The following is a 20,316-nucleotide window of genomic DNA, read 5'->3' as shown; positions in this document are numbered from 1 at the left end:
AACGCTGGTGGTTACTCGTCCTCACGACGGTCGGCTGGCGTCCCCTGCGGGACGGCGTCGTCGTCGCTGCCCGGCGCGGTGTCGGTCTTGTCTTTCGGCGTCGCGTACTCTCGGACGTACGCGAGCAGTTCCTCCGGCGTGGCGTCGACGCCCTGTCTGGCGAAGAAGTTCGCGACGTTGCGGCAGTCCCGCTCAAGAAAGTCGTCGGCGTTGGGATGGTGGATGGTCACCGCTTGCCCGAGGTCGATGATGTACAACTGCCCTTCGTGGAAGACGATGTTGTACTCAGAGAGGTCGCCGTGGACGAGGCCGGCGTCGTACAGCCGGCGGGTGTACTCTTTGACGACCTCGTAGGCCGTCTCGGGGTTCTCGATGTGAACCTCACTAAGACGCTTGCTACGGCCCTCCTCGGTCCCGAGATACTCCATCACGAGAACGTTCCGCTCGACGGCGATGGGCTCCGGCGTCCGGACGCCGGCCCGGCGGGCGCGCTTGAGATTCGACGACTCCTTGCGAACCCACGCGGTAACGACCTTCTTCTTGTCAGAGCCGATTCCCTCGAAGCGGGGGTCGCCGTCGAGATAGCTCCGCATATCCTTGAAATCGGAGGCGTTGATGCGGTACACCTTGACAGCGACCTCTGTCTCGCCCGACAGCGCCGTGTAGACGTTGGCCTCCTTGCCGGTCGATATCGGTCCGCCGAAGGCGTCGATATGGCCGTCTTGGACAAGCTTGTACAGCGCGCCGTAGGTGGCATCGTCGAAGACGCTGGCCTCGACCTTGAACTGGTCGGCGTCCTTGATGCGTTCGCGGAACTCGTTGAATTCGCGGTCCCGCTTGCGGGCGATGCGGTCGGCCTCCGTGTCGGAGACGTCGACCTCTTCCCACTCGTCACCGGGGGAGTCAACGTCGTCCGTATCGAGCAGGCCGAACTGCCCCTCTGTCACGCTTGCGCCTCCGTCGAGCGCGCGGCCAGATACATAATCGGGCTACTCCTGGATGTGTCCCTCCTCACGCAGTTGGTCGGCGTCCTGTTTCTCGTAGCGCCACGTGATGTCGGCTTTCTCGTCCTGCCAGTCCCATGGTTCGACGAGGACCACGTCGTCCTCGCGTATCCAGATGCGCTTTTGCATCTTGCCCGGAATCCGGGCTGTGCGCTCGACGCCGTCCATACAGCGTACCTTGACGCGGTTCGCGCCAAGCATGTCCATGACGACGGCGAACACCTCGTCCTCTTCCGGCATCCGCAGGTTCTTTCTGCTGTCGTTGTCGCTCATAGACGGTACTTCGACGGGGAGAGGTTTAAGGTTTGGAAAAGTTGGACCGTGAACCCGGTCCGTGGCCCCCGTCACGGTGTGGGACAGACGCTGGGGCCGTACGGAAAAACGCGGTCGCCGCGTCAGTCAGCGCCGAGGCAGCCGACCCACGAGCAGTCGGTGCAGGTCTCGATGCCTTTCGCCGTCGTCGTCTCGCCGCGACAGCGCGGACAGACGGACCCGACTTCCGGCGACTGGACGGACTTACTCATCGGTGATGATGTCCGCCGACAGACCCTGTGCCATCTCGATGTCCTTGGAGTTGTTCAGCGTCCAGGCGGTGCGCTCGGTGACGGCCTCGATGACCTCGCGGCCACTCGGGAGGCCGTTGCCGGACTTCTTGACGCCGCCGAAGGGCAGGTGGACCTCGGCGCCGATGCACGGGAGGTTCCCGTAAGCGAGGCCGATTTCGGCCTCGTCGCGGAACTGGTTGATCTGACGGTAGTCCTCGGAGATGATGGCCCCGGCGAGGCCGTAGTCGACGCTGTTGTGCATCTCCAGCGCCTCGTCGAAGTCACCCGAGTACTCAAGCAGCGCGACGTGGGGACCGAACACTTCCTCGTTGATGCAACGCAGGTCCTCGTCGTAGTCGATCTCGTAGACGAACGGACCGACCCAGTGGCCCTCGTCATGGCCCTCAGGGATCTCCTCGGCACCGAGGTCGGCGCGGTCGACGAGTACGTTTGCCCCCTCCTCACGGGCGAGGTCGTTGTAGCGCTTGAACTTCTCGACCTGATCGTCCTCGATGAGCGGCCCCATGAAGGTGTCTTCCTCCAGCGGGTCGCCGACGGCGATGTCTTCGGCGACGTCGACGAACCGTTCCTTGAACTCGTCGTAGAGGTCCTCGTGGACGATGAGGCGCTCCGAGGAGACACAGCGCTGGCCGGTCGTCTTGAAGCTAGACATCACTGCCGAGTGAACGGCGATGTCGAGGTCGGCTTCCTCCGTGACGATGACAGCGTTCTTCCCACCCATCTCGCAGGCAGCGATCTTCCCGGGCTCGCCACCGACCTTGGAGGCGATCTTGTGGCCGACTTCGGCGCTCCCGGTGAAGAGGACCGTCTCGACGCGGTCGTCTTCGACGATGGCGTTGCCGGCGTCGCCGTAGCCCTGGACGAGGTTGAACACGCCGTCCGGGATGCCCGAGTCCTCGAACATCTCGGCGATGATGTGGGCACACCACGGGGTCTGTTCGGCGGGCTTCCAGACGACCGTGTTGCCCTCGACCAGCGTCACTGCGAGGTGCCAGAACGGGATCGCGACCGGGAAGTTCCACGGGGTGATACAGCCGACGACGCCCTTCGGCTTGCGCCGCATATAGGCGTCCTTGCTGGCGATTTCCGACGGGACCACGTCGCCGTGGGGGTGGCGAGCGTTGCCGGCGGCCCACTCAACCATGTGCCAGGACTCGGTGACGTCGGCCAGCCCTTCGCTGATCTCCTTGCCACACTCCATGGTGACGATTTCGCCGAGTTCCTCGTGGCGGTCACGCAGCTCGTGGTAGATGTCCCAGAGGTATTCCGCGCGGTCGATGTGCGAGAGCGAGCGCCACTCGTCGTAGGCGTCCTCTGCTGCGGCCAGTGCGCGGTCGACATCGGCTTCTGTTCCGCGGTGGAACGAAGCGAGCGCCTCGCCCGTGGCGGGGTTCTGGCTTGTGAACGTTTCGTCGCCGGTGCCTGTCGTCCATTCACCGTCGATGTAGTGTCGTCGTGAGTCGTCTGTACTCATGGTAGGTACTGTACGCGTCCCCCACCAATATGTTCCACCGTCCATGGTCAGGGGGCCGGCAATAACCTGAGATATCCTCTACAACCCGACATTATCTACCATGGTCGGTGTTCCCCTTATGAACCGCACCTTTATTTGCGTCCATATCGTGACTATCCTTAGCACCCCTTCATACGGAGGGCGTCAAATATGAGTGAAGCACAAGTAGAACACGGGGGACTCCAGCTTACCCTGAGCATCTGGCATCCTGACTGCTGGACGCTCGAAGTGACCGACAAGACGGCGGCTGGTTTGCTGGCTCACGGCGTGTACAACACACAGAACGGCAGCGTGAAGGGTCTGTTCACCGCCTACGCAGACAGTATTAGTGACGTCGAGGACCTCATCGACGCGACTCGTGATTCGTCGCTGACCGACTCCGTGCTGGAGTTACGCGAGCGCCACGGCGCGACTGGTACAGGCTCGTCGCCGGGCAACACGACCCGGGAGCTGTTCGTCGAGTACGATCCGGACAACACCATCAGTGACAGCCTGCTTTCGCGCGGGTTCATCCACAACGATCCGGTTCGGGTCCGGCACGGTCGCGAGCACTGGCCGGTGTTTTTCCCGGACTCCCGCGACGAAGCCGAGTCGCTCCTCGACGAGATCCGCGAGGAGCAGTCGGCCGACATCGAAGTCACGCGAATCACGTCCGCCGGTGGCGGCAATCCGAAGCAACTCCGGCGGATGGACCGGCTCTCGGATAGCCAACGCGAAGCGTTCGAACTTGCCCGGCAGGAGGACTACTACGCGTGGCCGCGTGGTATCTCGACGCGCGAACTCGCCTCGAAACTCGGCGTTTCGAAGACGACGCTGCTCGAACACCTTCGGAAAGCAGAAGCGAAACTACTCGACCCGGACCAGTAGTTCAACTCAGGACGGCCCGGACGGCGAACAGCGCGTTTTCCTTGCGCTCACGGACGCGCCGATAGAAGTAGGAGAACCACTTGTCGCCGTAGGGAATGTACTGCCACATCGGGACGCCCTCGGCGGCGAGGTCGCGCTGTTCGTCGTCGCGGACCCCCATCAGCATCTGCACTTCGTAGTCGGTGCCGTACTCGTCGTGGAGCTCCTTCGCGTGGTCTATCATCGCCGGGTCGTGGCTGCCGACGGCGACGCCACCTTCGAACTCCTCGAACATCAGTTCGAGACAGTCCCGATAGGCCTCATTGACACGCTCTTTCTTCTTATAGGAGACCTCTTTGGGCTCGGAGTAGGCACCTTTGACAAGTCTGACTTTCCCGGGGAGGGGCGCGAGCCGTTCGAGGTCCTCGGGCGTCCGTTTGAGGTTTGCCTGCGTACAGACGCCGACGCCGCCCTCGTGTTCCGTAACGAGCCGCTCGTACGCGTCGAGGGTCACGTCGGTCGTGGTGTAGTCCTCCATATCGACCCAGACGAAGACATCGTGGTCGTCACCTGCCGCGACGATGCGTTCGAGGTTCTCGACGAACACGTCGTCGCCGACGTCGAGGCCGATCTGTGAGGGCTTGACTGAGATACAGCAGTCGAGCCCGCTCCTGTCGATCTCCTCTATCAACTCGATGTACTGGTCTGCGTCCTCGTCGGCTGGCTGGCGCTCGTCGTAGTGTTCGCCAAGCAGATTTAGGATACCCTTGACATCGTCGTCGTTGAGCGAAGCGACGTGGTCGAGCGCTCCCGGCGCTGTCTCCCCGGCGACGAAGTTGTTCGCTATCGGTGGAATCATTATCGAAACTACGCCACTATATGGGCCTAAACGCACCCCCTACCAAAAAAATCATCTTTCGAGGTCTGAAATCAAGCGAGCGTGAAACTGCCGAGCGTATCGTCGTCGGTCCGGTAAAACGTGTGCTCGCCCGTGATGTGCGCTGTGCCAGAAACGACCGGGCTGGTCACGGTGACACCGTTGTCGACGCTGGTGTCGCTGATGTACCCCTCGAACGCTGACCCGACCGGGCCAGTCACTTCGACACGCTCGCCGACGGCGAGGTCGCCGTCGACGTGATGGAGCGTCAATCGCGCACATGTGCCTGTTCCGCAGGGGGAGCGGTCGACGGAGCCGTCGGCAAACACCACACAGCTCCGGTCGCCGTCGCCGCTGGCGGTGAGCTCGACTGCAGAGACGGTCGCCGGCGCTCCGGTGATCGGGTCCTCGGGTGCGGCATCGTTGACTGCTCGCCGGAGGTCCAGTGCGGGGTCGATACACTGCGTGGCGTCCTCGCTGTCGAGCGTGACGCCGAGACTGTCAGCGTCGACGACGGCAAAGTAGTTGCCGGCGTAGACGATACGAGACTCGACCGGGACGCCGTCCTGTTCGACGGGAACCGTCTCACAGACGTAACTGTCGACGTTTTCGAACGCAACGCGGCGGACGACGCCATCAGCTATCTCGACTGTTACGTCGACCAGTCCGGCGGGAGTTTCGACGGTCAGTTCGGGCGATTCGGGAAGTTCGCCCCGTTCGATGAGGGCGGTCACGACGCCGATGAGGCCGTGGCCGCACATATCCAGATAGCCATCAGTGTCCATGAAGAACACCCCGAGGTCGGCCCGGTCGGTTGGCACCGGGACCGCCCCAAACATGTCCGCGTGGCCACGGGGCTCTTGCATGAGGAGTTGCCGGACGCCGTCAGCCGTGGCTTTGAACCGGTCGCGTCTCTCCCGGACGGTCGCTCCGGTGAGCGTGTCGGCTTCGATACCGTCGAGGACGATGCGCGTCGGTTCCCCGCCCGTATGCGTGTCTACCGTGGTAAACTCCGTTCGTTCCATAGCCGTAGCGATACTCTATACGGCAAACGCGTTCCAGAAGTATTAATTCACGGCTTCTCGTATGCTGTCCAGAACGTGGTGCCTACCATGGACGGTGACAGGGTTATACAGGGACTTACGAAAAAGGATATCAGTATACCATGAACGACCATGACACGCGTTCGATTGACAGGCGAAGCGTAATCAAAGCCGCTGCGAGTGCCGGACTCGTCGGTCTCGCCGGCTGTTCCGGTGGTGCTCCCGACGAAGGTGACGGGGGCGACGGTGGTGACGGCAGTGACGGCGGTGACGACGAATCGACGGATGCCTCGACAGACTCGGGCTCCGAAACCTACACCATCGGGATGGTTGACAGCCTCTCCGGTTCACTGTCGGCGTTCGGTCAGCGGAACCAGCGCGGCAAGGAAATCGCGCTTGACGATATCAACTCCGTCGGTGTCAGTGGCGGCGAACTGGCGATCTCACAGCAGGACGACCAGAGTACGAGCCAGGGTGGAGTCAGTGCAGCCCAGACACTCGTCAATCAGGAAGAGGTTCCGCTGCTCATCGGTACTGTCGGGAGCGGCGTCAGCACAGCTATCCACGAAAGCGTCGTCCAGAACACGGACGTCGTCCAGATCAGTCAGAACAGCACTAGCCCGAACCTGACGAACTTCCCGGACCTGCTCCGGATGCCGCCGGCCGGCAAGGCACAGGCGGAGGCAATTTCGTCGCTCCTCAACGAGGACGGCAACGAGTCCGCCGCGCTGGCCTGGATCAACAACGACTACGGCCAGTCCGTCGGCGAGGCCTTCATCGAGGCCTACGACGGGGAGATCGTCTACAATGAACCCCACGATCAGGGCCAGTCCTCCTACAGCAGCACCATCTCCTCGATGTCAGACACCGACGCTGACGCGTGGGTGTTCATCACCTACCAGCCGGAGTTCGCGACGATGTCTCAGGAAGCGTTCGATCTCGGCGTCACCGACCAAGCCGCTTGGTACGGTGGTGACAGCGTCAAGGGCCCGAAAGTCCTCGAATCAGCTCCCGAGGGCAGTCTCGACGGAATGAAGGCCGTGGTTCCGAGCGTCCCGCAGGACGCCGAGAACTACCAGGCGTTCGTCTCGGAGTTCGAAGAGCGCTTCGGCGAGGAACCCACGTCGTGGTCGGCCTACGCCTACGACGCTGTGGTCGTCAGCGCGCTCGCTATCGAAGCCGCCGATGAATTCACCGGCTCGGCGCTCATGGAAGTCGTCCGGGACGTGACCCGTCCCGAGGGTGAGGAAGCGACCAGCTACGAGGAAGCGCACGAAATTCTGGCAAACGGTGGCTCGCCGTCGGACGTGGATTACACCGGCGTGAGCGGCCCAATCGACCTCGACGAGAACGGTGACCCCGTCGGGTTGCTGCAGGTGTTCGAAGTCGTAGACCACGCGTACGAATCCGCCGGCTTCATCGAGGGCTAACGCAGCCACAACCCTTTCCCATTTTTACCAATGGCGCAGATATTACAGTACCTGGCAAACGGGCTCGTTTTCAGTAGTATCATCATCCTCGGGAGTATCGGGCTCTCGCTGGTCTACAGCATCGCCGACTTCGCGAATTTCGCACACGGCGATACGATGACGCTTGGTGCCTACGGAGCGTTCGTCGCGTTCGGCGTGTTCGGTGGTCTCGGCGGCACTGTTCTCGGTCTCCCGGTCGGGTTCTTTCTGGCCCTTGCGGTCGGGATGGCGCTCGCAGCGATCGTCGCCGTCCTCACTCATATTCTCGTGTACAAGCCCCTCGATACGGACTCGATCGGGCTGCTCATCACGAGCATCGGCGTGGCGTTTGTCTACCGCGCGGTGCTACAGGCGACCTTCGGAACGGACTTCCTGCAGTACGATATCAGCCGCAGCGGTCCGATTCCACTGCTGCTGGACACGCTCGATGTCGCAGTGACACAGCGGGACGTGGCGATCATCGTCAGCGCGGCGGTGCTCGTCGCCGGCCTGCACCTCCTGCTCCAGCGGACGACGCTTGGTCGAAAGATGCGCGCGACGGCTGACAACCCCGACCTCGCACGCGTGAGCGGTATCCGAACTGACCGCGTCATTCTCGTCATGTGGGTCGTCGGAAGTGCGCTGGCCGCCGCTGGCGGCGTCTTCCTCGCGCTGTACAGCCAGCTCGACCCCCGTATCGGCTTCAACATTCTGCTGGTCGTGTTCGCCGCGGTCATCCTCGGCGGCATCGGCTCGGTGTACGGGGCGATGCTCGGTGGCCTTCTCATCGGGATGATCCACGAGCTGACGCCGCTGCTCAGTGATGTCGGCCTTCCGATCAGCAACGCCTACGCGCCGGCTGTCGCGTTCGTCATCATGGTCGCGGTCCTGCTTGTCAGGCCCCGCGGCATCGCAGGTGATATGACATGAGCACGCTCGATGTCGGTGCGTACTCGCCCCGCGAAAAGGGCGTCGTGGGACTGCTCGGCGCGCTTGGCGCACTCCTGCTCATTGCGGTCGTCACCGGCTTCCTCGCCCCGGCGTACCTGCTGTATCTCGTCGGGCTGTCGGCGATGTACATGCTCCTCTCGATGGGGCTGAACGTCCAGTGGGGGTACGGCGGCATGATCAACTTCAGCGTCGCGGCGTTCTTCGGCCTCGGGGCGTACGGGACCGCATTGCTGACGGCGTCCGGCTCGCCGATCTCCGGCGGCGTCAGTCCCGTCATCGCACTGTTCGGCGGTCTCGCCCTCGCTGCGGTGCTCGCGGTCATCATCGGCTATCCGACGCTGAAGCTCCGCGACGACTACCTCGCAATCGCGTCGCTGGGCCTTGCAGAGGTCGTCCGTATCTTCATCCTCAACGAATCACAGTGGACGGCGGGCAGCGCCGGTCTGACCGGCATCCCGCTGTTTTTCTCCGACTGGCCCGTGCTCGGCGACCTGACCTACCCATACGTCTTCTACGCGGGTGGAACGCCGGTGTTCAACATGAGCCAATCGGTCGTCACCAGTTTCCTGAACGTCGTCCTCGTCACGGTCATCGTCGCGGCGGTCTACCTGTTCCTCCGGCGCATTCACCAGTCGCCGTGGGGCCGCGTCCTGCGGACGATCCGGACCGACGAGGACCTTGCGGAGACGCTTGGCAAGAACACGTTCGCGTTCAAGATGCAGGCCTTCGTTATCGGGAGCCTCATCATGGCGCTCGCGGGCGTGTTCTACTCCCACCTCGTGTTGTTCGTCAGCCCACAGGACCTCCAGCCGATCACGACGTTCTACGTCTGGGTCGCCGTCATCCTCGGCGGCACCGGCAGCGACCGCGGCGCGATGCTGGGCGGGTTCACCATCGTCGCCATCCAGCAGGGAACCCGGTTCATGACCGACACCGGCGCGCTGCCCATCGGTGCCGCACCGCTCCGACTCATGCTGGTCGGCCTGCTCATCATCTTCATCGTCAGGCTCCGCCCGGAGGGCATCCTCCCGCCGGAGCGCGAGCTTATCTGGCCCGACTCGCTGGGCGGTGGTCGCGATGAGTGAGCAGTCGCTCGTCTCCGACGGCCCCATTCTGGGGAAGGACGATCCGGTGCTTCGGGCTGAAGGACTGGAGAAACGCTTCGGCGGCCTCGTGGCGACGGACGACGCGTCCATCGAGGTCGAACGCGGCACGATTACGGGCCTCATCGGCCCGAACGGAGCCGGCAAATCGACGCTGTTCAACCTCGTCTCGGGCTTCTACGAGCCCGATGCCGGCTACGTCTCGGTCAACGGCGTCGACGTGACCGGCCAGAAGCCCCACGAAATCGCCGATCAGGGGATGATCCGGACGTTCCAGACGCCGCGCAAACCGGAGGGGATGACCGTTCGGGAGGCGCTACTGGTGGGACCACACAACCAGACCGGGGAATCGATCATCCCGCTGTTCACCTCGCCGGACACCGTCGAACAGGAGGAACGGCGCTCGCTGGAACAGGCCCAGCAGATGCTCGAACGGTTCGAGATCGGCGACCTGGCGACCCAGCCCGCGACGGACCTCTCGGGCGGGCAGATGAAGCTGGTCGAACTGGCCCGCGGGATGATGGCCGAGCCCGACCTGCTCCTGCTCGACGAACCCGTCGCCGGCGTCAATCCCGTGCTGGCCGATAAACTGGCCGGGTTCATCGAGGAACTCAACGAGGAGGGCATCACCTTCCTCATCATCGAACACGACATGAACTTCATCATGCGGCTCGCCGACCCGATCATCGTCCTCAATCAGGGAAGTGTCCTCGTCGAAGGGCCGCCCGAGGCGGTCCGGAGTGACGAGCGCGTCATCGACGCCTATCTCGGAGGGCCGTCGGAATGACCGACCCTATCCTCACCGTCGACGGCGTCGACAGCGGCTACGGTGAAGTGCAGGTGCTCGACGACCTCTCGCTGACACTCGGCGAGGGAGAGATCGCCTGCCTCGTCGGTCCGAACGGGGCCGGCAAATCCACCGTCCTCAAGACGGTGTTCGGGATGCTGGAGCCCTGGACCGGCTCGGTCCGTCTGGGCGACCGCGAGATCGGCGGGATGGCGCCAGAAGATATCGTCCGTATCGGCGTCGGCTACGTCCCACAGACCGAGAACGTGTTCGGCTCGCTGACCATCGACGAGAACCTCCGGATGGGCGGGGTCGCCCGCGAGGGCGGCCTCGACGAGGTCGTGGCCGAACTGTACGACCGCTTCCCCATCCTCGACGACAAACGCACCGCGAACGCGAAGACGCTATCGGGCGGCCAGCGGCAGGTGCTGGCCTTCGCCCGTGCGCTCGTGATGGAACCCGACGTGTTGCTCATCGACGAGCCAAGCGCCGGACTGGCACCGAACACAGCAAAGGAAGTGTTCGACGACGTAGAGACGGTCAACGAACTGGGCACGTCCATCCTGATGGTCGAGCAGAACGCCCGCGAGGGACTGGGCATCTCAGACCGTGGGTTCGTCCTCGACCAGGGGACGGTCAAGTTCGAGGGCGAGGCCGACTCGCTGCTCGACGACCCCGAGGTGTCTCGGCTGTATCTCGGCGGCGAATCGCGCCGCTGAGGACCTCAATTCGCTGTTTTCCTCGCACTCGGCGCGGAGCCACAGCGACGATTTCCCGGGTGTTGCACTCGAAAGGACAAGGCAACACAGAAAAGCCCCCCTTGCATACCGCCTGTCAATGACTGTGACGCTGCCGACGGAAGCCGATGACTGGGCTGCGGCGTGGCGCGACCGGATCAACGAGCGGGCCGCGTTCGCTGACAGCGCCGACGGCTTCACTGCCGCGTTCTGTTTCGAAATCCGTGCCGACGACGCCTACGCCGGCGAACCGATACAGTTCTCTGTCGTCATCGAAGACGGCGTCTGTACGGCTGCTGGAACGGTCGCGGACCCCGAGTACGACTTCGCGTTCCGTGGCCCCTACAGCCAGTGGGTCACGATGCTGCAGGGCGATCTGGACATCTCCGCCGCCGCGATGGACGGAACCTTTGACGTCGAGGGCGACACGATGCGGCTGCTTCGCCGGCAGGACACCATCGCGGAGATGGTCGCGGCAGCACAGAACGTCGACACCGAGTTCGAGCACTGACCGACGGGCTTTTGTCCGCCCGCTTGGCCTACACGGGTATGCTCGACAAACTCGGTGCGGTTGGTATCGGCGGCATCGTCGTGTTGCTCGCCGGCATCGGTCTGGTCGCGTGGAAGGCACCTATCGTCGCCGTCGGTATCGCTCTGGTCGTCGGCGGTCTCGGACTGGTCGTCTACGGGCTCGTCACGAGCCTGCTCGGCGCGTTCGGCCTCGGTGGCGGCATGGGCGGGATGGGTGGCGGCGGCATGGGCGGTGGCGGCATGGGTGGCGACGGGATGCCCTGAGACGAGGACAACTAACAGGCGGTGTCCGCATCGATATCGAATTCGAACCGTGCACCGCCGTGATCTCCTGCTGTGGCACGTACTGTCCAGCCGTGGGCTTCGGCGATCGTCCTGACGATGTAGAGGCCGAACCCGGTCCCGTCAGCCGCCTGTGACGCGCCCGGTTCGAACACCCACTCCCGTTCGTCGGGGTCGATCCCCCGTCCGTCGTCTTCGACAGCGAAGCCGTCAGCCGTCGGCACGACACGAACTGTGATGTCGGCAGTGCTCGCTTCGCGCTCCTCGTCAGATACGCGCTTGCCGCCTCCAAGGCCGTGTATGATAGCGTTGACGAAGATGTTCTCGAACAGTCGGAGCAGGCGCTTCGGGTCAGCCTCGACCAGTATCGGCGGCGGCGGTTCCAGCACTGCGTTGTCGGTTTCGACGTGGGTCCACGCCGTCGTCGCCACGTCGGCGATATCGACCGCCTGCTCGTCGGTTGCCAGTGCCCCCTCCCTGGTCGCGGTCCGCATATCGTCAATAATCGCTTCTAACCGCCGGACCCCGTCTCGGGCGGCGTCGATACGCTCGGCTGACAGCTCTTGGGCAGCGAGTTCGAGGTGGCCGCTGGTGACGGCAAGCGGCGTCCGGAGGTCGTGGGCCAGGAGGTCGGCGAACTCGGTGAGCCGCTCGTTCTGTCGCTGGAGATGCCACTCGCGCTCGCGCCGGTCAGTGATGTCGCGGCCGACACCGCTGAACCCCTGAACTGTACCGTCGTCCCCTGTGAGAAGTCGACCACTGAGTTCGAAGGTCACCACTCCCTCGGTCGTCTCAGCCCGCGCTTCGACGGTTGTTTGACCCGACTCGAACACCTCCTCGATGGCTGCTTCAACGGCCGGACGGTCGTCAGCGACGAAGAACTCGGTCGGGTCCGAACCCGACAGTTCACTGTCCGTCCGGCCAAACAGTTCGTTCAGCCGAGCGTTCCAGTAGGCCAGCCGGCCGTCCGCGTCGTAGACGTAGAAGACATCATCGAGGGTCTCGACCGCGGCCGCCAGAACACGACACCGGTCTTCCATGCGAGACAGACGCACCCGAAGAACATAACTACGCAGTACAGGTAGCGCGCTATCGGAGCAGTGTCACACCGGCGATGGGTCGGCTAGCTACTGTCAGCCGACAATCCGGACAGCACTTAGTTCTCGCTTGTCGGCCGGTCCGCCCGATGTTCGCTGATGATCTGGTCGACCATCTCCGCGTTCTGCTCCTTCCGGCGGTCGGCGGCCCGCTCCTCCCAGTCCTCGATTGCCGCCTCGATTTCGCCTTCACGGGCGACGGCCAGTTCGTCCACTTCCTGCACAGTGACCATCTCCGCTGGCGCGACGGGGATCTCGTTGTCGAACAGCACCTGATCGGCGATGTCAGAGAGGTTCCCGTTCCGGAGCACGACTTTCGGGTCGATGTCAGCTAGCTGCTGGGCGGTCGACCGGCCCGCGCCCGAGGCGTCCCGGAACATGACGATGTCGTCTTCGACGAGCCCGAACCGCTCGTCGGCGTCGGCGATGGCGTCCTTGGTGAACTGTTCGACCACCTTGACCGGGGTCAGCCCCTCCTGCTTCTCCGAGACATCGGCGAAGTTCGAGTGATCGAGCTTCCACAGCGCCTTCAGCCGGTCGAGCTTGTCGGCCAGCGCCTCGCGTTTCTCCTCTTCCTCCTCGACCTTCCGTTCGAGGGCCTCGTTGCGTCGCTGGAGCCGCGTCACCTCGCGGTCTTTTCTGACCTCGCGCCGGCCCTCGCTACGAGCCTTTTCGAGTTGTTTGTCCTTCTCCGAGAGCTGGTCGTCCTTGCGCTTGATCGTCTCTTTGAGATCGTCGACGTGTGATTCGAGCCGTTCGATGCGGGCGTTCAGACGCTTGATCTCCTTCTCGTCGTCAGTGAGTTCCCGCGGCTCGTGCGCGGTGGTGTCCTCGTCCTCACTATCGTCGTCTTCGAGGTCCCGTAACACTGTCTCGACACTCTCCTCGCCAGCGACGACCCGGTCGATGACTGGCCCCACGTCGTACTGTGGTGGGACCTTGCCCGCGACGCGCTCGAACTGGTCGGCGTGGTTGTCGAAGGCGTAGAGGGCGGCGGCCATCGCGTCCCGCTCGTGGTCGTTGTTGTAGGCCTCCTCCCGGGTCCGGTGTTTCTTTTCGTCGACCGGGAGGTCGGTGTCGGGCTCCCAGCCCGCGGCGCTAAAGGAGCGCCGGAGCTTCTCGACCGTTTCTGGCATCGGCGTCACGTCGGCGGCGACGATGACGGGCCGCCCGCGCTCGATGATCCACTCTGTCGTCGCGGCGGCGTCGTCGGTGCGCGAAGAGTACACGTCCAGCACAGTGCCGTCGAGGGAGACGATGGCAACGGCCGTCGTCGTTCCAGGGTCGACGCCGACAACGACGTGATCGCGCCGCTTTGCCAGTGGCTTGAACTCGATACCGTCCCGCCGCTGGCGCTCGATTTCGACGCGCGTATCGCCCGACCGGGCTCTCGATACCGGGATATCCTGTGGCCGGGCCGAGACTTGGAACACGGCGTTGGAGAACCCGCCGTACTTCTCGGTCACGTCCCGTTCGTACTCAAGACCGGCAGCGTCGAGTTCGGACTCGATTTCGCGCGCTCGCTTCCGGACTGCGCCGTGGATGCGCCGGGTGTAGCGGTCCTCTGACCACCCGCCTTTGCCGGTCGAGCGGCCCCGCGAGACCTTCACCTCTGTCGTGTCGGTGAAGGCGGACACCTCCTGCCCGACGTTGGCGGCGGCCAGTCGAGCCGCGGCCTCTGCTTCCTCCATCGGATCCTTGCCGTAGGGGACGCCGTGACGTTTGGCGACCCTGGAGAGCGGTTCGGGCCGCTCGTCGCCGGTCACCTGCACCAGTTTCGTTTCGTCGGGGAGGGACCCGAGGACGTGGATCAGGGCGTCCTTGTCCTCGGCGAGTTCGTACATATTGTCCGTCGCGACGATGGCCGGCTCCTCGTTTTCGATGCGCCGGCGGAGCTTCCGCCACGAGACCACGTCTCGCTCGACTGATTCCCCGTCGAAGACCACCAGTGCGTACGACGGTGCGTCACCGCGCACGTCGCCGCTCTGGATGTCGACACCGAAGACGACTGCGTCGAGCGCTGCCGTGCGGTTCACGAACCATGGTAGGCGACGGTCAATTATAAATCCGTTCCGGGCTCGAACCCGATTTCCGGTCCGGTTTCCGATAGCCAACCGCAACGTCTCTTAGCCGGGCAGGTCAATCGCAAGACATGATCGCACAGCGATACCGCGATAGCCGCATCCCGGAGGCTGGTCGGCATGCCCTCTGAGAAAGAGAAGATGCTCGCTGGCGAGCGCTACGACGCGAGCGATCCGGAACTCGTCGCCGCCCGTGAGCGTGCGAACGAACTTACCCGGGAGTACAACCGGACCGACCCGTCGGAGGCCGACACCAGACAGGCGCTCATCGCGGACCTGTTCGGCTCGGTCGGCCCGGACTGCCACGTCGAACCGCCCTTCCGGTGTGACTACGGCGACAACATCCACGTCGGCGAGGGGTTCTACGCGAACTTCGACTGCGTCGTGTTGGACGTCTGCCGGGTCGATATCGGAGATGATTGCCTGCTCGGACCAGGCGTCCACATCTACACCGCGACGCACCCGCTTGACCCGGATGAACGACGTAGCGGCGTCGAGTACGGGAAGCCGGTGACTATCGGCGACAACGTCTGGGTCGGCGGTCAGGCGGTCATCAACCCGGGCGTCACCGTCGGTGACGACGCTGTCATCGGGTCTGGCGCGGTCGTCACTGACGACGTTCCCGCTGGCGTCGTCGTTCAGGGGAACCCCGCATCGGTCGTCCGTGAAATCGAGGACTGACGGCCCCGGACAGCAGCCACAGCCGAACAGGCGTGACTCGTCGCGGGGTTCTTCGCGCTGTGGCACGTACTGCCCCCATGGACACGAAAACGGAACACAGCGTTCAGACGGTCGAAACACGGGACGAACTCGACGACGTACTGGCGACGGATGACCGCGTGCTGGTGATGGTCCGAACGACTGGCTGTACTATCTGCAAGTCGATGGAGCCAATACTCGATATCGCTGCGAAGGCCACTGACGCCACAGTGGTCGTGTTCAATCCGAAACACGACCTCGATGCTGTCGAGGCGTTCGATGTCCGGAGTGTCCCGACGCTCCTGCTGTTTGCCGACGGGGACCTGATTCACCGCCGTGCCGACGGGTTCGTCCCGGCGGAGGAACTTATCGAGTTCGTCGAGCGCGGGTCGGAATCGGACGTGTGAACTGGGTTGTAGTGTCACACTGAGGCAACACTTTTGTCCGTAGTTGTCGAAGCGGTCCGACGATGGCCCTCCAAATCGGCTCCGCCCTCGAAGAGGCGGGGTACCGGCTGTTCAGTCGTACCGGCGGGATACTACTCGCAGCGTTTTTAGCCCTGATAGTTAGCTTGCAGGCACTGCTAAACACTATTCTGGCGACGACCGTCACCAGAATGGGGTACGGCGAGGTTACCGCAGCCATGCCGCTCACCTTCGACATCCCGCTTACTGTCGCTGGTGCCGGTATCGCTGTCAGCTCCGTGATCTCACTGTATCTCACTATCGTGTCCTTCCGAACGTTTGTCGCTGGGGCACGCACTAGCTTCCCCAAGGGAGCGTTCACACGGAATGTCCCACTCGCGATGGTGAACGTGCTGGTCGGCGGACTCGTCTACGGTCTGCTGGTGTTCCTCGGGTCGATATTGCTCATTATCCCCGGTATCTTCGCGTACGTCGCGTTCATCTTCATGGCACCGTACATCATCGTCGAAGATCGGAATTTCATCGCGGCGCTCAAAGAGAGCTACCGGCTCACCGAGGGCGACCGGATAGCGCTGTTTGGGCTGCTGTTCATCGTCGTTGTTGCTGCGGGGCTCCTCGGTGGAGTTATCGGACTCCTAAGCCCATTGGTGCTTTCGGGACCGGCCTCGCAGTTACCGACTGTCGTCCTCCAACCGCTGCTGTCGCTGTACAGCACTGCGGTTATCGCAGTCGCGTTTGAGCAACTCCGCGAGAGTGATGGGCGGCCACCGTCGGCCCCGAGCGAGGACGACACAACGATGACGGCTCTCTAACCGCTGTCGTCTCCATTCGGGACGATACGGTTATTTGTCGGACCGTGACTGTCTTACCCGTCCAGTTTCCTATCGGGAGCAATGCGACGGCATCGGGTTGGAACGAGCCTGTACGCTGGCGTGCTGTTCGTCGTCCTCGGGATACTCGCGTGGGTGACCGGCCAACCGTTCATATTCCCGAGTCTCGGCCCGTCTGCGTTCATGCTCGCGTTTCAGCGGGACCGCGACCGGACGGGACTGGTCCGCGTCGTCGTGAGCCATCTCATCGGCGGTCTCGCGGGGCTTGTCGCGTACGTTCTGCTCGCAACAGGCGTCTCACTGGTCGCGGACCCGGCGGCGTTCTCGATGGCCGGGCTCCGCCTCGTTGCGAGCGCGACGCTCTCGCTCGTCGTGACGAGCTGGGGGATGATTGCAACCGATACGGTTCACGCACCGGCCTGTGCGACGACACTCATCGTCTCGCTGGGACTGCTCTCGACGCCGCGCCAAGTCGCGACCATCGTGGCCGGTGTCGGCGTCCTCGTCGCGTTCCATGCGCTCGTGCTATCCGCGTACCACCGAGCGACTGATTCGGCCCGGCCAGGGCTGGTCGATGGCTGATGCGGTCACACAGACCGGTGTACCGTACTCACTCGTCCGATAGCTGGACGGTCAGCACTGGGACCGGCGATTCGCGGACAACCGTCTCCGCGACGCTGCCGATGAGATAGTGGTCCAGTCCGGTCCGGCCGTGGGTTCCCATCACGACGAGGTCCGCCGGAACGTCCGTGACCGCGTCGACGATCTCCGTCTTCGGGACGCCCTCTCGCCGCGTGGTCTCGACCGAAACGCTGTCGGGTAGCTCGGCGACGGTTGCTTCGATGGCCGCCTCGGCGCGGTCGCGCTCTGCTTCGACCCATGCGTCAGCCGAGAGGCCGCTCGACGGACTCTCGAACCGGTTTCGGGTGTCGACGACCGAGAGCACGTGGACCGTCGCGTCGAACCGGTCCGCAATCGTGCCCGCATGTCTCGCGGCCGTACCGATACCGTCGCTGCCATCGGTCGGGAGGAGAATCGTGTCGTACATCGGTTCAGACACCACCCGCCGCCATCAGAAACAGCGCGGCGGAGACGATTGCGAACAGCCCGCCGACGAACTTCTTGATGGTCCCGGTATCCAGTGCGGTCGAGACGTACGGTGCGATCTGGCCGCCGGTGACGGTCGCAGGCACGGTCCAGACGACCATGTTCCACGGCGTCGACGCGAGATCGATAGAGTGTGCGCCCGGGACGAGGCCGCCCCCGAAGACGTGGACTAGCGAGGCCAGAACCGCCGTCAGCGCCACGACGATGTGGTTCGTACCGATGGCAACTCGGACCGGAACCTCGGTTCGGAGCATCGAGATAATACCCAGTTCGCCGACGCCGAAGCCGGCCAGTCCCTGGAAGGCACCCCCGATGCTGTAGTTCGCGAAGCGTTCGAGATAGCCGCTACGCGTGTAGCCGTAGTCGTTGCCGTCGCGGTCGACTCGCGTCACGGTACCGTTGTCGGCCGTTTCGACGCCGGCCGGCCCGAGTTTGTTGGCGTCGTCGGGGAGCGTCGCGTCGCCACCGTCAGCCGACACCTCGGGGTCACTGTCGCCCGCCTCGCCCGGTTCCTCGTGGCCGAGGTCAGCCTTGAAAAGCAGGTATGACGCGGCCAGCAGGGCGATACCGAGCAACGCGTGAAACACCGGCTCCGGGATGACAAACGACAGTAGCGCGCCGGCAACGACGAAGGGCACGCTCCCGAGGACGAGGCTCAGTGCGAGCCGTCGGTCGACGAGCCCGTACTGGATGAACGCGAGTGCTGAACTTGAGAGACCGAACGATTCGCTGATGAGTCCGACCTTCACCAGTGTCTCCGGTGTCAGCGTCTCCCCGGCGAGTAACGGGAAAATGAAGATGAGAAACGGGACGAACAGCGCCGACCCGCTGATACCGACCGTGTTGACGATGGTAGCACCCGTAACGAAGGCGATACAGAGCCACCAGTACTCGAACCAGTAGCCGGTGCCCGCGTCAGCGGGCGTCGGTGCGGCGGTGTATACACCGACGACGAACAGCAGCGGTGCCAGAAACACGAAAACGTGCTGGTACTTGAGAAACCCCTTCTGGAGTCGACTGGACGGTGACGACGTGGTCATTGACGCGTGACGCCAGCATTGTGAACTATCGCTTAAATCCCTTGTTGTCTGTACTTGTTTCAAAAATGATGGCAAAAAGTCAGCGAAGACGGCAAAAACGCATGGCACCGCCGGTTCCCTAATATCCCTAATATTTATTTCACACCCCGTGGTAACATGTATCGTTATGAGTTTCCCAGAGGGACCAATGGAGTCAGGCGGTCGGTCGAGTTACGACGAAGACGCTCCTGCCGACGCCGCGGACACAGACGGACTCTTTGGACCCCTGCGTCGGTTCTCGAAGCGGTGGTCCCGCCGCTACATCGAGATGCGTGTCGACGCGCTCGATAGCCGCTGGGACTGACCGGCTCGACACCTCGCTCCGTTCCGGAAAAGGACTATACTGTCCCCGCCGCAGGGACGGATATGGATATCGCCAGAGTCGCTGTCCATGAGTCGGTCGCAAAGGCCTGTCCGCTGGAGGCGATGGTCGCCGCGTTACAGGGGTCCGAGATTCCCGTCGAGATTGTCGCCGACGACGCCTCATTCGATGCCGGTGATTGCGTCGTCACCTTCTCCCCACAGGACGGGTTTCTGGACGCCGCCTGGGTCCACGGTATCCGGGCGGGCTACGACGAGTTCGACGTGGCTGCCTACGAGGCCGCTGGGACCGCATTGACGAACAGCACCGGCATCCACGGCGACACCGTCCCGGAGACTGTTGTCGGCTACATGACGGCGTTTGCCCGCCGTCTCCACATCTATCGGGACCACCAGGGCGACGGCGACTGGACGCAGGAACCGTACGACGCGCCGTTCACGCTGACCGGCGAGCAGGTGTGCATGGTTGGACTGGGCACTATCGGTCAGGGCGTCGCTGAACGGGCCGATGCGCTGGGGATGGACGTCGTCGGCGTTCGCCGTTCCGGTGACCCTGTTGAGAACGTTGAGCGCGTATACACGCCTGACAAACTGGATACCGCCGTCGCCGACGCGCGCTTCGTCGTGCTGTGTTGTCCGCTCACCGAGGAGACTGAAGGCATGGTCGACGCCGCTCGCCTTGCGCAGATGCGAACCGACAGCTACCTCGTCAACGTCGCTCGGGGACCGGTTGTCGTTGAGGACGCGCTGCTGAGGGCCCTTGATGACGAGACGATTGCGGGGGCGGCCCTCGACGCCCACTGGAAGGAACCGCTCCCGGAGGAGCATCCGCTCTGGGACCACGAATCAGCCATCGTGACGCCACACGTCGCCGCGTTCACGAACCGGTACCACGAGGACATCGCCGCCCTCGTTCAGGAAAACGTCGAACGAGCCACACGCGGCGAGTCACTACGGAACCGCGTTGCGTGAGGACGGGCTGTCTGGGG

24 protein-coding genes are annotated in these 20,316 nt (G+C 63.6%); 14 read left to right on the top strand and 10 right to left on the bottom strand.

Translation table 11 applies throughout. The features are described from left to right. Nucleotides 1-11: 11 nt before the first annotated feature. The 4 genes from rio1 to ACYJ11_RS05475 form a co-directional block, all read right to left on the bottom strand. The gene (gene rio1 / locus ACYJ11_RS05490; RefSeq protein WP_170096793.1) at nucleotides 12-947 is read right to left on the bottom strand and encodes a serine/threonine-protein kinase Rio1; all 936 of its coding nucleotides are present in this window, start codon (nucleotides 945-947) and stop codon (nucleotides 12-14) included. A 42-nt stretch (nucleotides 948-989) separates the two neighbouring features. After that, the gene (gene eif1A, locus ACYJ11_RS05485; protein WP_004516096.1) at nucleotides 990-1,277 is read right to left on the bottom strand and encodes a translation initiation factor eIF-1A; all 288 of its coding nucleotides are present in this window, start codon (nucleotides 1,275-1,277) and stop codon (nucleotides 990-992) included. Between the two features lie 122 nt (nucleotides 1,278-1,399). Then, nucleotides 1,400-1,528, bottom strand: a complete 129-nt coding sequence (locus ACYJ11_RS05480) for a hypothetical protein (RefSeq protein ID WP_007189436.1) — start codon at nucleotides 1,526-1,528, stop codon at nucleotides 1,400-1,402. Beyond that, nucleotides 1,521-3,044 carry an aldehyde dehydrogenase family protein gene (locus tag ACYJ11_RS05475; protein WP_461647010.1) on the bottom strand — a complete coding sequence of 508 codons (1,524 nt, stop codon included), beginning with the start codon at nucleotides 3,042-3,044 and terminating at the stop codon, nucleotides 1,521-1,523. The genes ACYJ11_RS05480 and ACYJ11_RS05475 overlap by 8 nt, the downstream gene beginning before the upstream one ends. A 189-nt stretch (nucleotides 3,045-3,233) precedes the next feature. Here ACYJ11_RS05475 and ACYJ11_RS05470 point away from each other — a divergent pair, with 189 nt between their 5' ends. Beyond that, nucleotides 3,234-3,950, top strand: coding sequence for a helix-turn-helix domain-containing protein (locus tag ACYJ11_RS05470; protein WP_170096795.1), 717 nt, complete (start codon nucleotides 3,234-3,236; stop codon nucleotides 3,948-3,950). Nucleotide 3,951: 1 nt separating this feature from the next. Here ACYJ11_RS05470 and ACYJ11_RS05465 read toward each other — a convergent pair whose 3' ends face one another. Continuing rightward, a complete protein-coding gene (locus ACYJ11_RS05465) occupies nucleotides 3,952-4,788 on the bottom strand; it encodes a proline dehydrogenase family protein (protein WP_461647009.1) in 837 nt (278 codons plus the stop codon). Nucleotides 4,789-4,859: 71 nt separating this feature from the next. Next, on the bottom strand, nucleotides 4,860-5,831 hold the full coding sequence (locus ACYJ11_RS05460; protein WP_461647008.1) for a proline racemase family protein: 972 nt from the start codon (nucleotides 5,829-5,831) through the stop codon (nucleotides 4,860-4,862). A gap of 140 nt (nucleotides 5,832-5,971) precedes the next feature. Here ACYJ11_RS05460 and ACYJ11_RS05455 point away from each other — a divergent pair, with 140 nt between their 5' ends. From ACYJ11_RS05455 to ACYJ11_RS05425, 7 genes are all read left to right on the top strand, one after another. Beyond that, entirely contained in the window at nucleotides 5,972-7,279 is a 1,308-nt protein-coding gene (locus tag ACYJ11_RS05455; protein WP_461647007.1) for an ABC transporter substrate-binding protein, read from the top strand. Nucleotides 7,280-7,309: 30 nt separating this feature from the next. Beyond that, on the top strand, nucleotides 7,310-8,227 hold the full coding sequence (locus ACYJ11_RS05450; RefSeq protein WP_461647006.1) for a branched-chain amino acid ABC transporter permease: 918 nt from the start codon (nucleotides 7,310-7,312) through the stop codon (nucleotides 8,225-8,227). Then, a complete protein-coding gene (locus tag ACYJ11_RS05445) occupies nucleotides 8,224-9,333 on the top strand; it encodes a branched-chain amino acid ABC transporter permease (RefSeq protein ID WP_005537088.1) in 1,110 nt (369 codons plus the stop codon). Before ACYJ11_RS05450 ends, ACYJ11_RS05445 begins: the two co-directional genes overlap by 4 nt. Next, entirely contained in the window at nucleotides 9,326-10,138 is an 813-nt protein-coding gene (locus tag ACYJ11_RS05440; RefSeq protein WP_461647005.1) for an ABC transporter ATP-binding protein, read from the top strand. The genes ACYJ11_RS05445 and ACYJ11_RS05440 overlap by 8 nt, the downstream gene beginning before the upstream one ends. Then, nucleotides 10,135-10,857 (top strand): ABC transporter ATP-binding protein, encoded by a 723-nt coding sequence (locus ACYJ11_RS05435; protein WP_461647004.1) that lies wholly within the window; start codon nucleotides 10,135-10,137, stop codon nucleotides 10,855-10,857. The genes ACYJ11_RS05440 and ACYJ11_RS05435 overlap by 4 nt, the downstream gene beginning before the upstream one ends. Nucleotides 10,858-10,975: 118 nt before the next feature. Further along, nucleotides 10,976-11,386 carry an SCP2 sterol-binding domain-containing protein gene (locus ACYJ11_RS05430; RefSeq protein WP_461647003.1) on the top strand — a complete coding sequence of 137 codons (411 nt, stop codon included), beginning with the start codon at nucleotides 10,976-10,978 and terminating at the stop codon, nucleotides 11,384-11,386. Nucleotides 11,387-11,424: 38 nt separating this feature from the next. Further along, nucleotides 11,425-11,670: a DUF7470 family protein gene (locus ACYJ11_RS05425; protein WP_004590621.1), complete on the top strand. Its 246-nt coding sequence runs from the start codon at nucleotides 11,425-11,427 to the stop codon at nucleotides 11,668-11,670. Between the two features lie 11 nt (nucleotides 11,671-11,681). Here ACYJ11_RS05425 and ACYJ11_RS05420 read toward each other — a convergent pair whose 3' ends face one another. Together ACYJ11_RS05420 and ACYJ11_RS05415 are read right to left on the bottom strand one after the other, a co-directional pair. After that, nucleotides 11,682-12,728 (bottom strand): sensor histidine kinase, encoded by a 1,047-nt coding sequence (locus ACYJ11_RS05420; protein WP_461647002.1) that lies wholly within the window; start codon nucleotides 12,726-12,728, stop codon nucleotides 11,682-11,684. Between the two features lie 116 nt (nucleotides 12,729-12,844). Continuing rightward, nucleotides 12,845-14,821: a DUF460 domain-containing protein gene (locus tag ACYJ11_RS05415; RefSeq protein WP_461647001.1), complete on the bottom strand. Its 1,977-nt coding sequence runs from the start codon at nucleotides 14,819-14,821 to the stop codon at nucleotides 12,845-12,847. 165 nt (nucleotides 14,822-14,986) lie between these two features. On the opposite strand from ACYJ11_RS05415, the gene ACYJ11_RS05410 reads away from it, so the two are divergent. The 4 genes from ACYJ11_RS05410 to ACYJ11_RS05395 all read left to right on the top strand — a co-directional run bounded on the left by ACYJ11_RS05410 (nucleotide 14,987) and on the right by ACYJ11_RS05395 (nucleotide 17,402). Continuing rightward, the gene (locus ACYJ11_RS05410) at nucleotides 14,987-15,547 is read left to right on the top strand and encodes a sugar O-acetyltransferase (RefSeq protein WP_461647000.1); all 561 of its coding nucleotides are present in this window, start codon (nucleotides 14,987-14,989) and stop codon (nucleotides 15,545-15,547) included. Between the two features lie 77 nt (nucleotides 15,548-15,624). Continuing rightward, nucleotides 15,625-15,972: a thioredoxin family protein gene (locus ACYJ11_RS05405; protein ID WP_170096806.1), complete on the top strand. Its 348-nt coding sequence runs from the start codon at nucleotides 15,625-15,627 to the stop codon at nucleotides 15,970-15,972. Nucleotides 15,973-16,034: 62 nt separating this feature from the next. Further along, nucleotides 16,035-16,802 carry a hypothetical protein gene (locus tag ACYJ11_RS05400; RefSeq protein WP_461646999.1) on the top strand — a complete coding sequence of 256 codons (768 nt, stop codon included), beginning with the start codon at nucleotides 16,035-16,037 and terminating at the stop codon, nucleotides 16,800-16,802. Nucleotides 16,803-16,883: 81 nt separating this feature from the next. Beyond that, nucleotides 16,884-17,402 carry an HPP family protein gene (locus ACYJ11_RS05395; RefSeq protein WP_461646998.1) on the top strand — a complete coding sequence of 173 codons (519 nt, stop codon included), beginning with the start codon at nucleotides 16,884-16,886 and terminating at the stop codon, nucleotides 17,400-17,402. Between the two features lie 28 nt (nucleotides 17,403-17,430). Here the strand turns inward: ACYJ11_RS05395 and ACYJ11_RS05390 are convergent, their stop codons facing one another. Continuing rightward, nucleotides 17,431-17,868 (bottom strand): universal stress protein, encoded by a 438-nt coding sequence (locus ACYJ11_RS05390; RefSeq protein WP_461646997.1) that lies wholly within the window; start codon nucleotides 17,866-17,868, stop codon nucleotides 17,431-17,433. Nucleotides 17,869-17,872: 4 nt separating this feature from the next. Continuing rightward, nucleotides 17,873-18,967 (bottom strand): sulfite exporter TauE/SafE family protein, encoded by a 1,095-nt coding sequence (locus ACYJ11_RS05385; RefSeq protein WP_188975387.1) that lies wholly within the window; start codon nucleotides 18,965-18,967, stop codon nucleotides 17,873-17,875. Nucleotides 18,968-19,133: 166 nt separating this feature from the next. Between ACYJ11_RS05385 and ACYJ11_RS05380 the strand changes: the two genes are divergently transcribed. Together ACYJ11_RS05380 and ddh are read left to right on the top strand one after the other, a co-directional pair. After that, nucleotides 19,134-19,310, top strand: coding sequence for a hypothetical protein (locus ACYJ11_RS05380; protein WP_160163355.1), 177 nt, complete (start codon nucleotides 19,134-19,136; stop codon nucleotides 19,308-19,310). Between the two features lie 62 nt (nucleotides 19,311-19,372). After that, entirely contained in the window at nucleotides 19,373-20,299 is a 927-nt protein-coding gene (ddh, locus tag ACYJ11_RS05375) for a D-2-hydroxyacid dehydrogenase (protein WP_461646996.1), read from the top strand. Nucleotides 20,300-20,316: the final 17 nt, after the last annotated feature.

It is taken from the genome of Haloarcula sp. H-GB5, from assembly GCF_054850705.1.
The sequence above is the reverse complement of the archived record's forward strand: the minus strand, read 5'-3'. Positions and strand labels throughout refer to the sequence as shown.

Excerpts from the sequence above, each read along its gene's own strand:
- eif1A (WP_004516096.1), bottom strand. The coding sequence starts at position 1,277 with ATGAGCGACAACGACAGCAGAAAGAACCTGCGGATGCCGGAAGAGGAC.
- ACYJ11_RS05480 (WP_007189436.1), bottom strand. The coding sequence starts at position 1,528 with ATGAGTAAGTCCGTCCAGTCGCCGGAAGTCGGGTCCGTCTGTCCGCGC.
- ACYJ11_RS05475 (WP_461647010.1), bottom strand. The coding sequence starts at position 3,044 with ATGAGTACAGACGACTCACGACGACACTACATCGACGGTGAATGGACG.
- ACYJ11_RS05470 (WP_170096795.1), top strand. The coding sequence starts at position 3,234 with ATGAGTGAAGCACAAGTAGAACACGGGGGACTCCAGCTTACCCTGAGC.
- ACYJ11_RS05465 (WP_461647009.1), bottom strand. The coding sequence starts at position 4,788 with ATGATTCCACCGATAGCGAACAACTTCGTCGCCGGGGAGACAGCGCCG.
- ACYJ11_RS05460 (WP_461647008.1), bottom strand. The coding sequence starts at position 5,831 with ATGGAACGAACGGAGTTTACCACGGTAGACACGCATACGGGCGGGGAA.
- ACYJ11_RS05455 (WP_461647007.1), top strand. The coding sequence starts at position 5,972 with ATGAACGACCATGACACGCGTTCGATTGACAGGCGAAGCGTAATCAAA.
- ACYJ11_RS05450 (WP_461647006.1), top strand. The coding sequence starts at position 7,310 with ATGGCGCAGATATTACAGTACCTGGCAAACGGGCTCGTTTTCAGTAGT.
- ACYJ11_RS05445 (WP_005537088.1), top strand. The coding sequence starts at position 8,224 with ATGAGCACGCTCGATGTCGGTGCGTACTCGCCCCGCGAAAAGGGCGTC.
- ACYJ11_RS05440 (WP_461647005.1), top strand. The coding sequence starts at position 9,326 with ATGAGTGAGCAGTCGCTCGTCTCCGACGGCCCCATTCTGGGGAAGGAC.
- ACYJ11_RS05435 (WP_461647004.1), top strand. The coding sequence starts at position 10,135 with ATGACCGACCCTATCCTCACCGTCGACGGCGTCGACAGCGGCTACGGT.
- ACYJ11_RS05430 (WP_461647003.1), top strand. The coding sequence starts at position 10,976 with ATGACTGTGACGCTGCCGACGGAAGCCGATGACTGGGCTGCGGCGTGG.
- ACYJ11_RS05425 (WP_004590621.1), top strand. The coding sequence starts at position 11,425 with ATGCTCGACAAACTCGGTGCGGTTGGTATCGGCGGCATCGTCGTGTTG.
- ACYJ11_RS05420 (WP_461647002.1), bottom strand. The coding sequence starts at position 12,728 with ATGGAAGACCGGTGTCGTGTTCTGGCGGCCGCGGTCGAGACCCTCGAT.
- ACYJ11_RS05410 (WP_461647000.1), top strand. The coding sequence starts at position 14,987 with ATGCCCTCTGAGAAAGAGAAGATGCTCGCTGGCGAGCGCTACGACGCG.
- ACYJ11_RS05405 (WP_170096806.1), top strand. The coding sequence starts at position 15,625 with ATGGACACGAAAACGGAACACAGCGTTCAGACGGTCGAAACACGGGAC.
- ACYJ11_RS05400 (WP_461646999.1), top strand. The coding sequence starts at position 16,035 with ATGGCCCTCCAAATCGGCTCCGCCCTCGAAGAGGCGGGGTACCGGCTG.
- ACYJ11_RS05395 (WP_461646998.1), top strand. The coding sequence starts at position 16,884 with ATGCGACGGCATCGGGTTGGAACGAGCCTGTACGCTGGCGTGCTGTTC.
- ACYJ11_RS05390 (WP_461646997.1), bottom strand. The coding sequence starts at position 17,868 with ATGTACGACACGATTCTCCTCCCGACCGATGGCAGCGACGGTATCGGT.
- ACYJ11_RS05385 (WP_188975387.1), bottom strand. The coding sequence starts at position 18,967 with ATGACCACGTCGTCACCGTCCAGTCGACTCCAGAAGGGGTTTCTCAAG.
- ACYJ11_RS05380 (WP_160163355.1), top strand. The coding sequence starts at position 19,134 with ATGAGTTTCCCAGAGGGACCAATGGAGTCAGGCGGTCGGTCGAGTTAC.
- ddh (WP_461646996.1), top strand. The coding sequence starts at position 19,373 with ATGGATATCGCCAGAGTCGCTGTCCATGAGTCGGTCGCAAAGGCCTGT.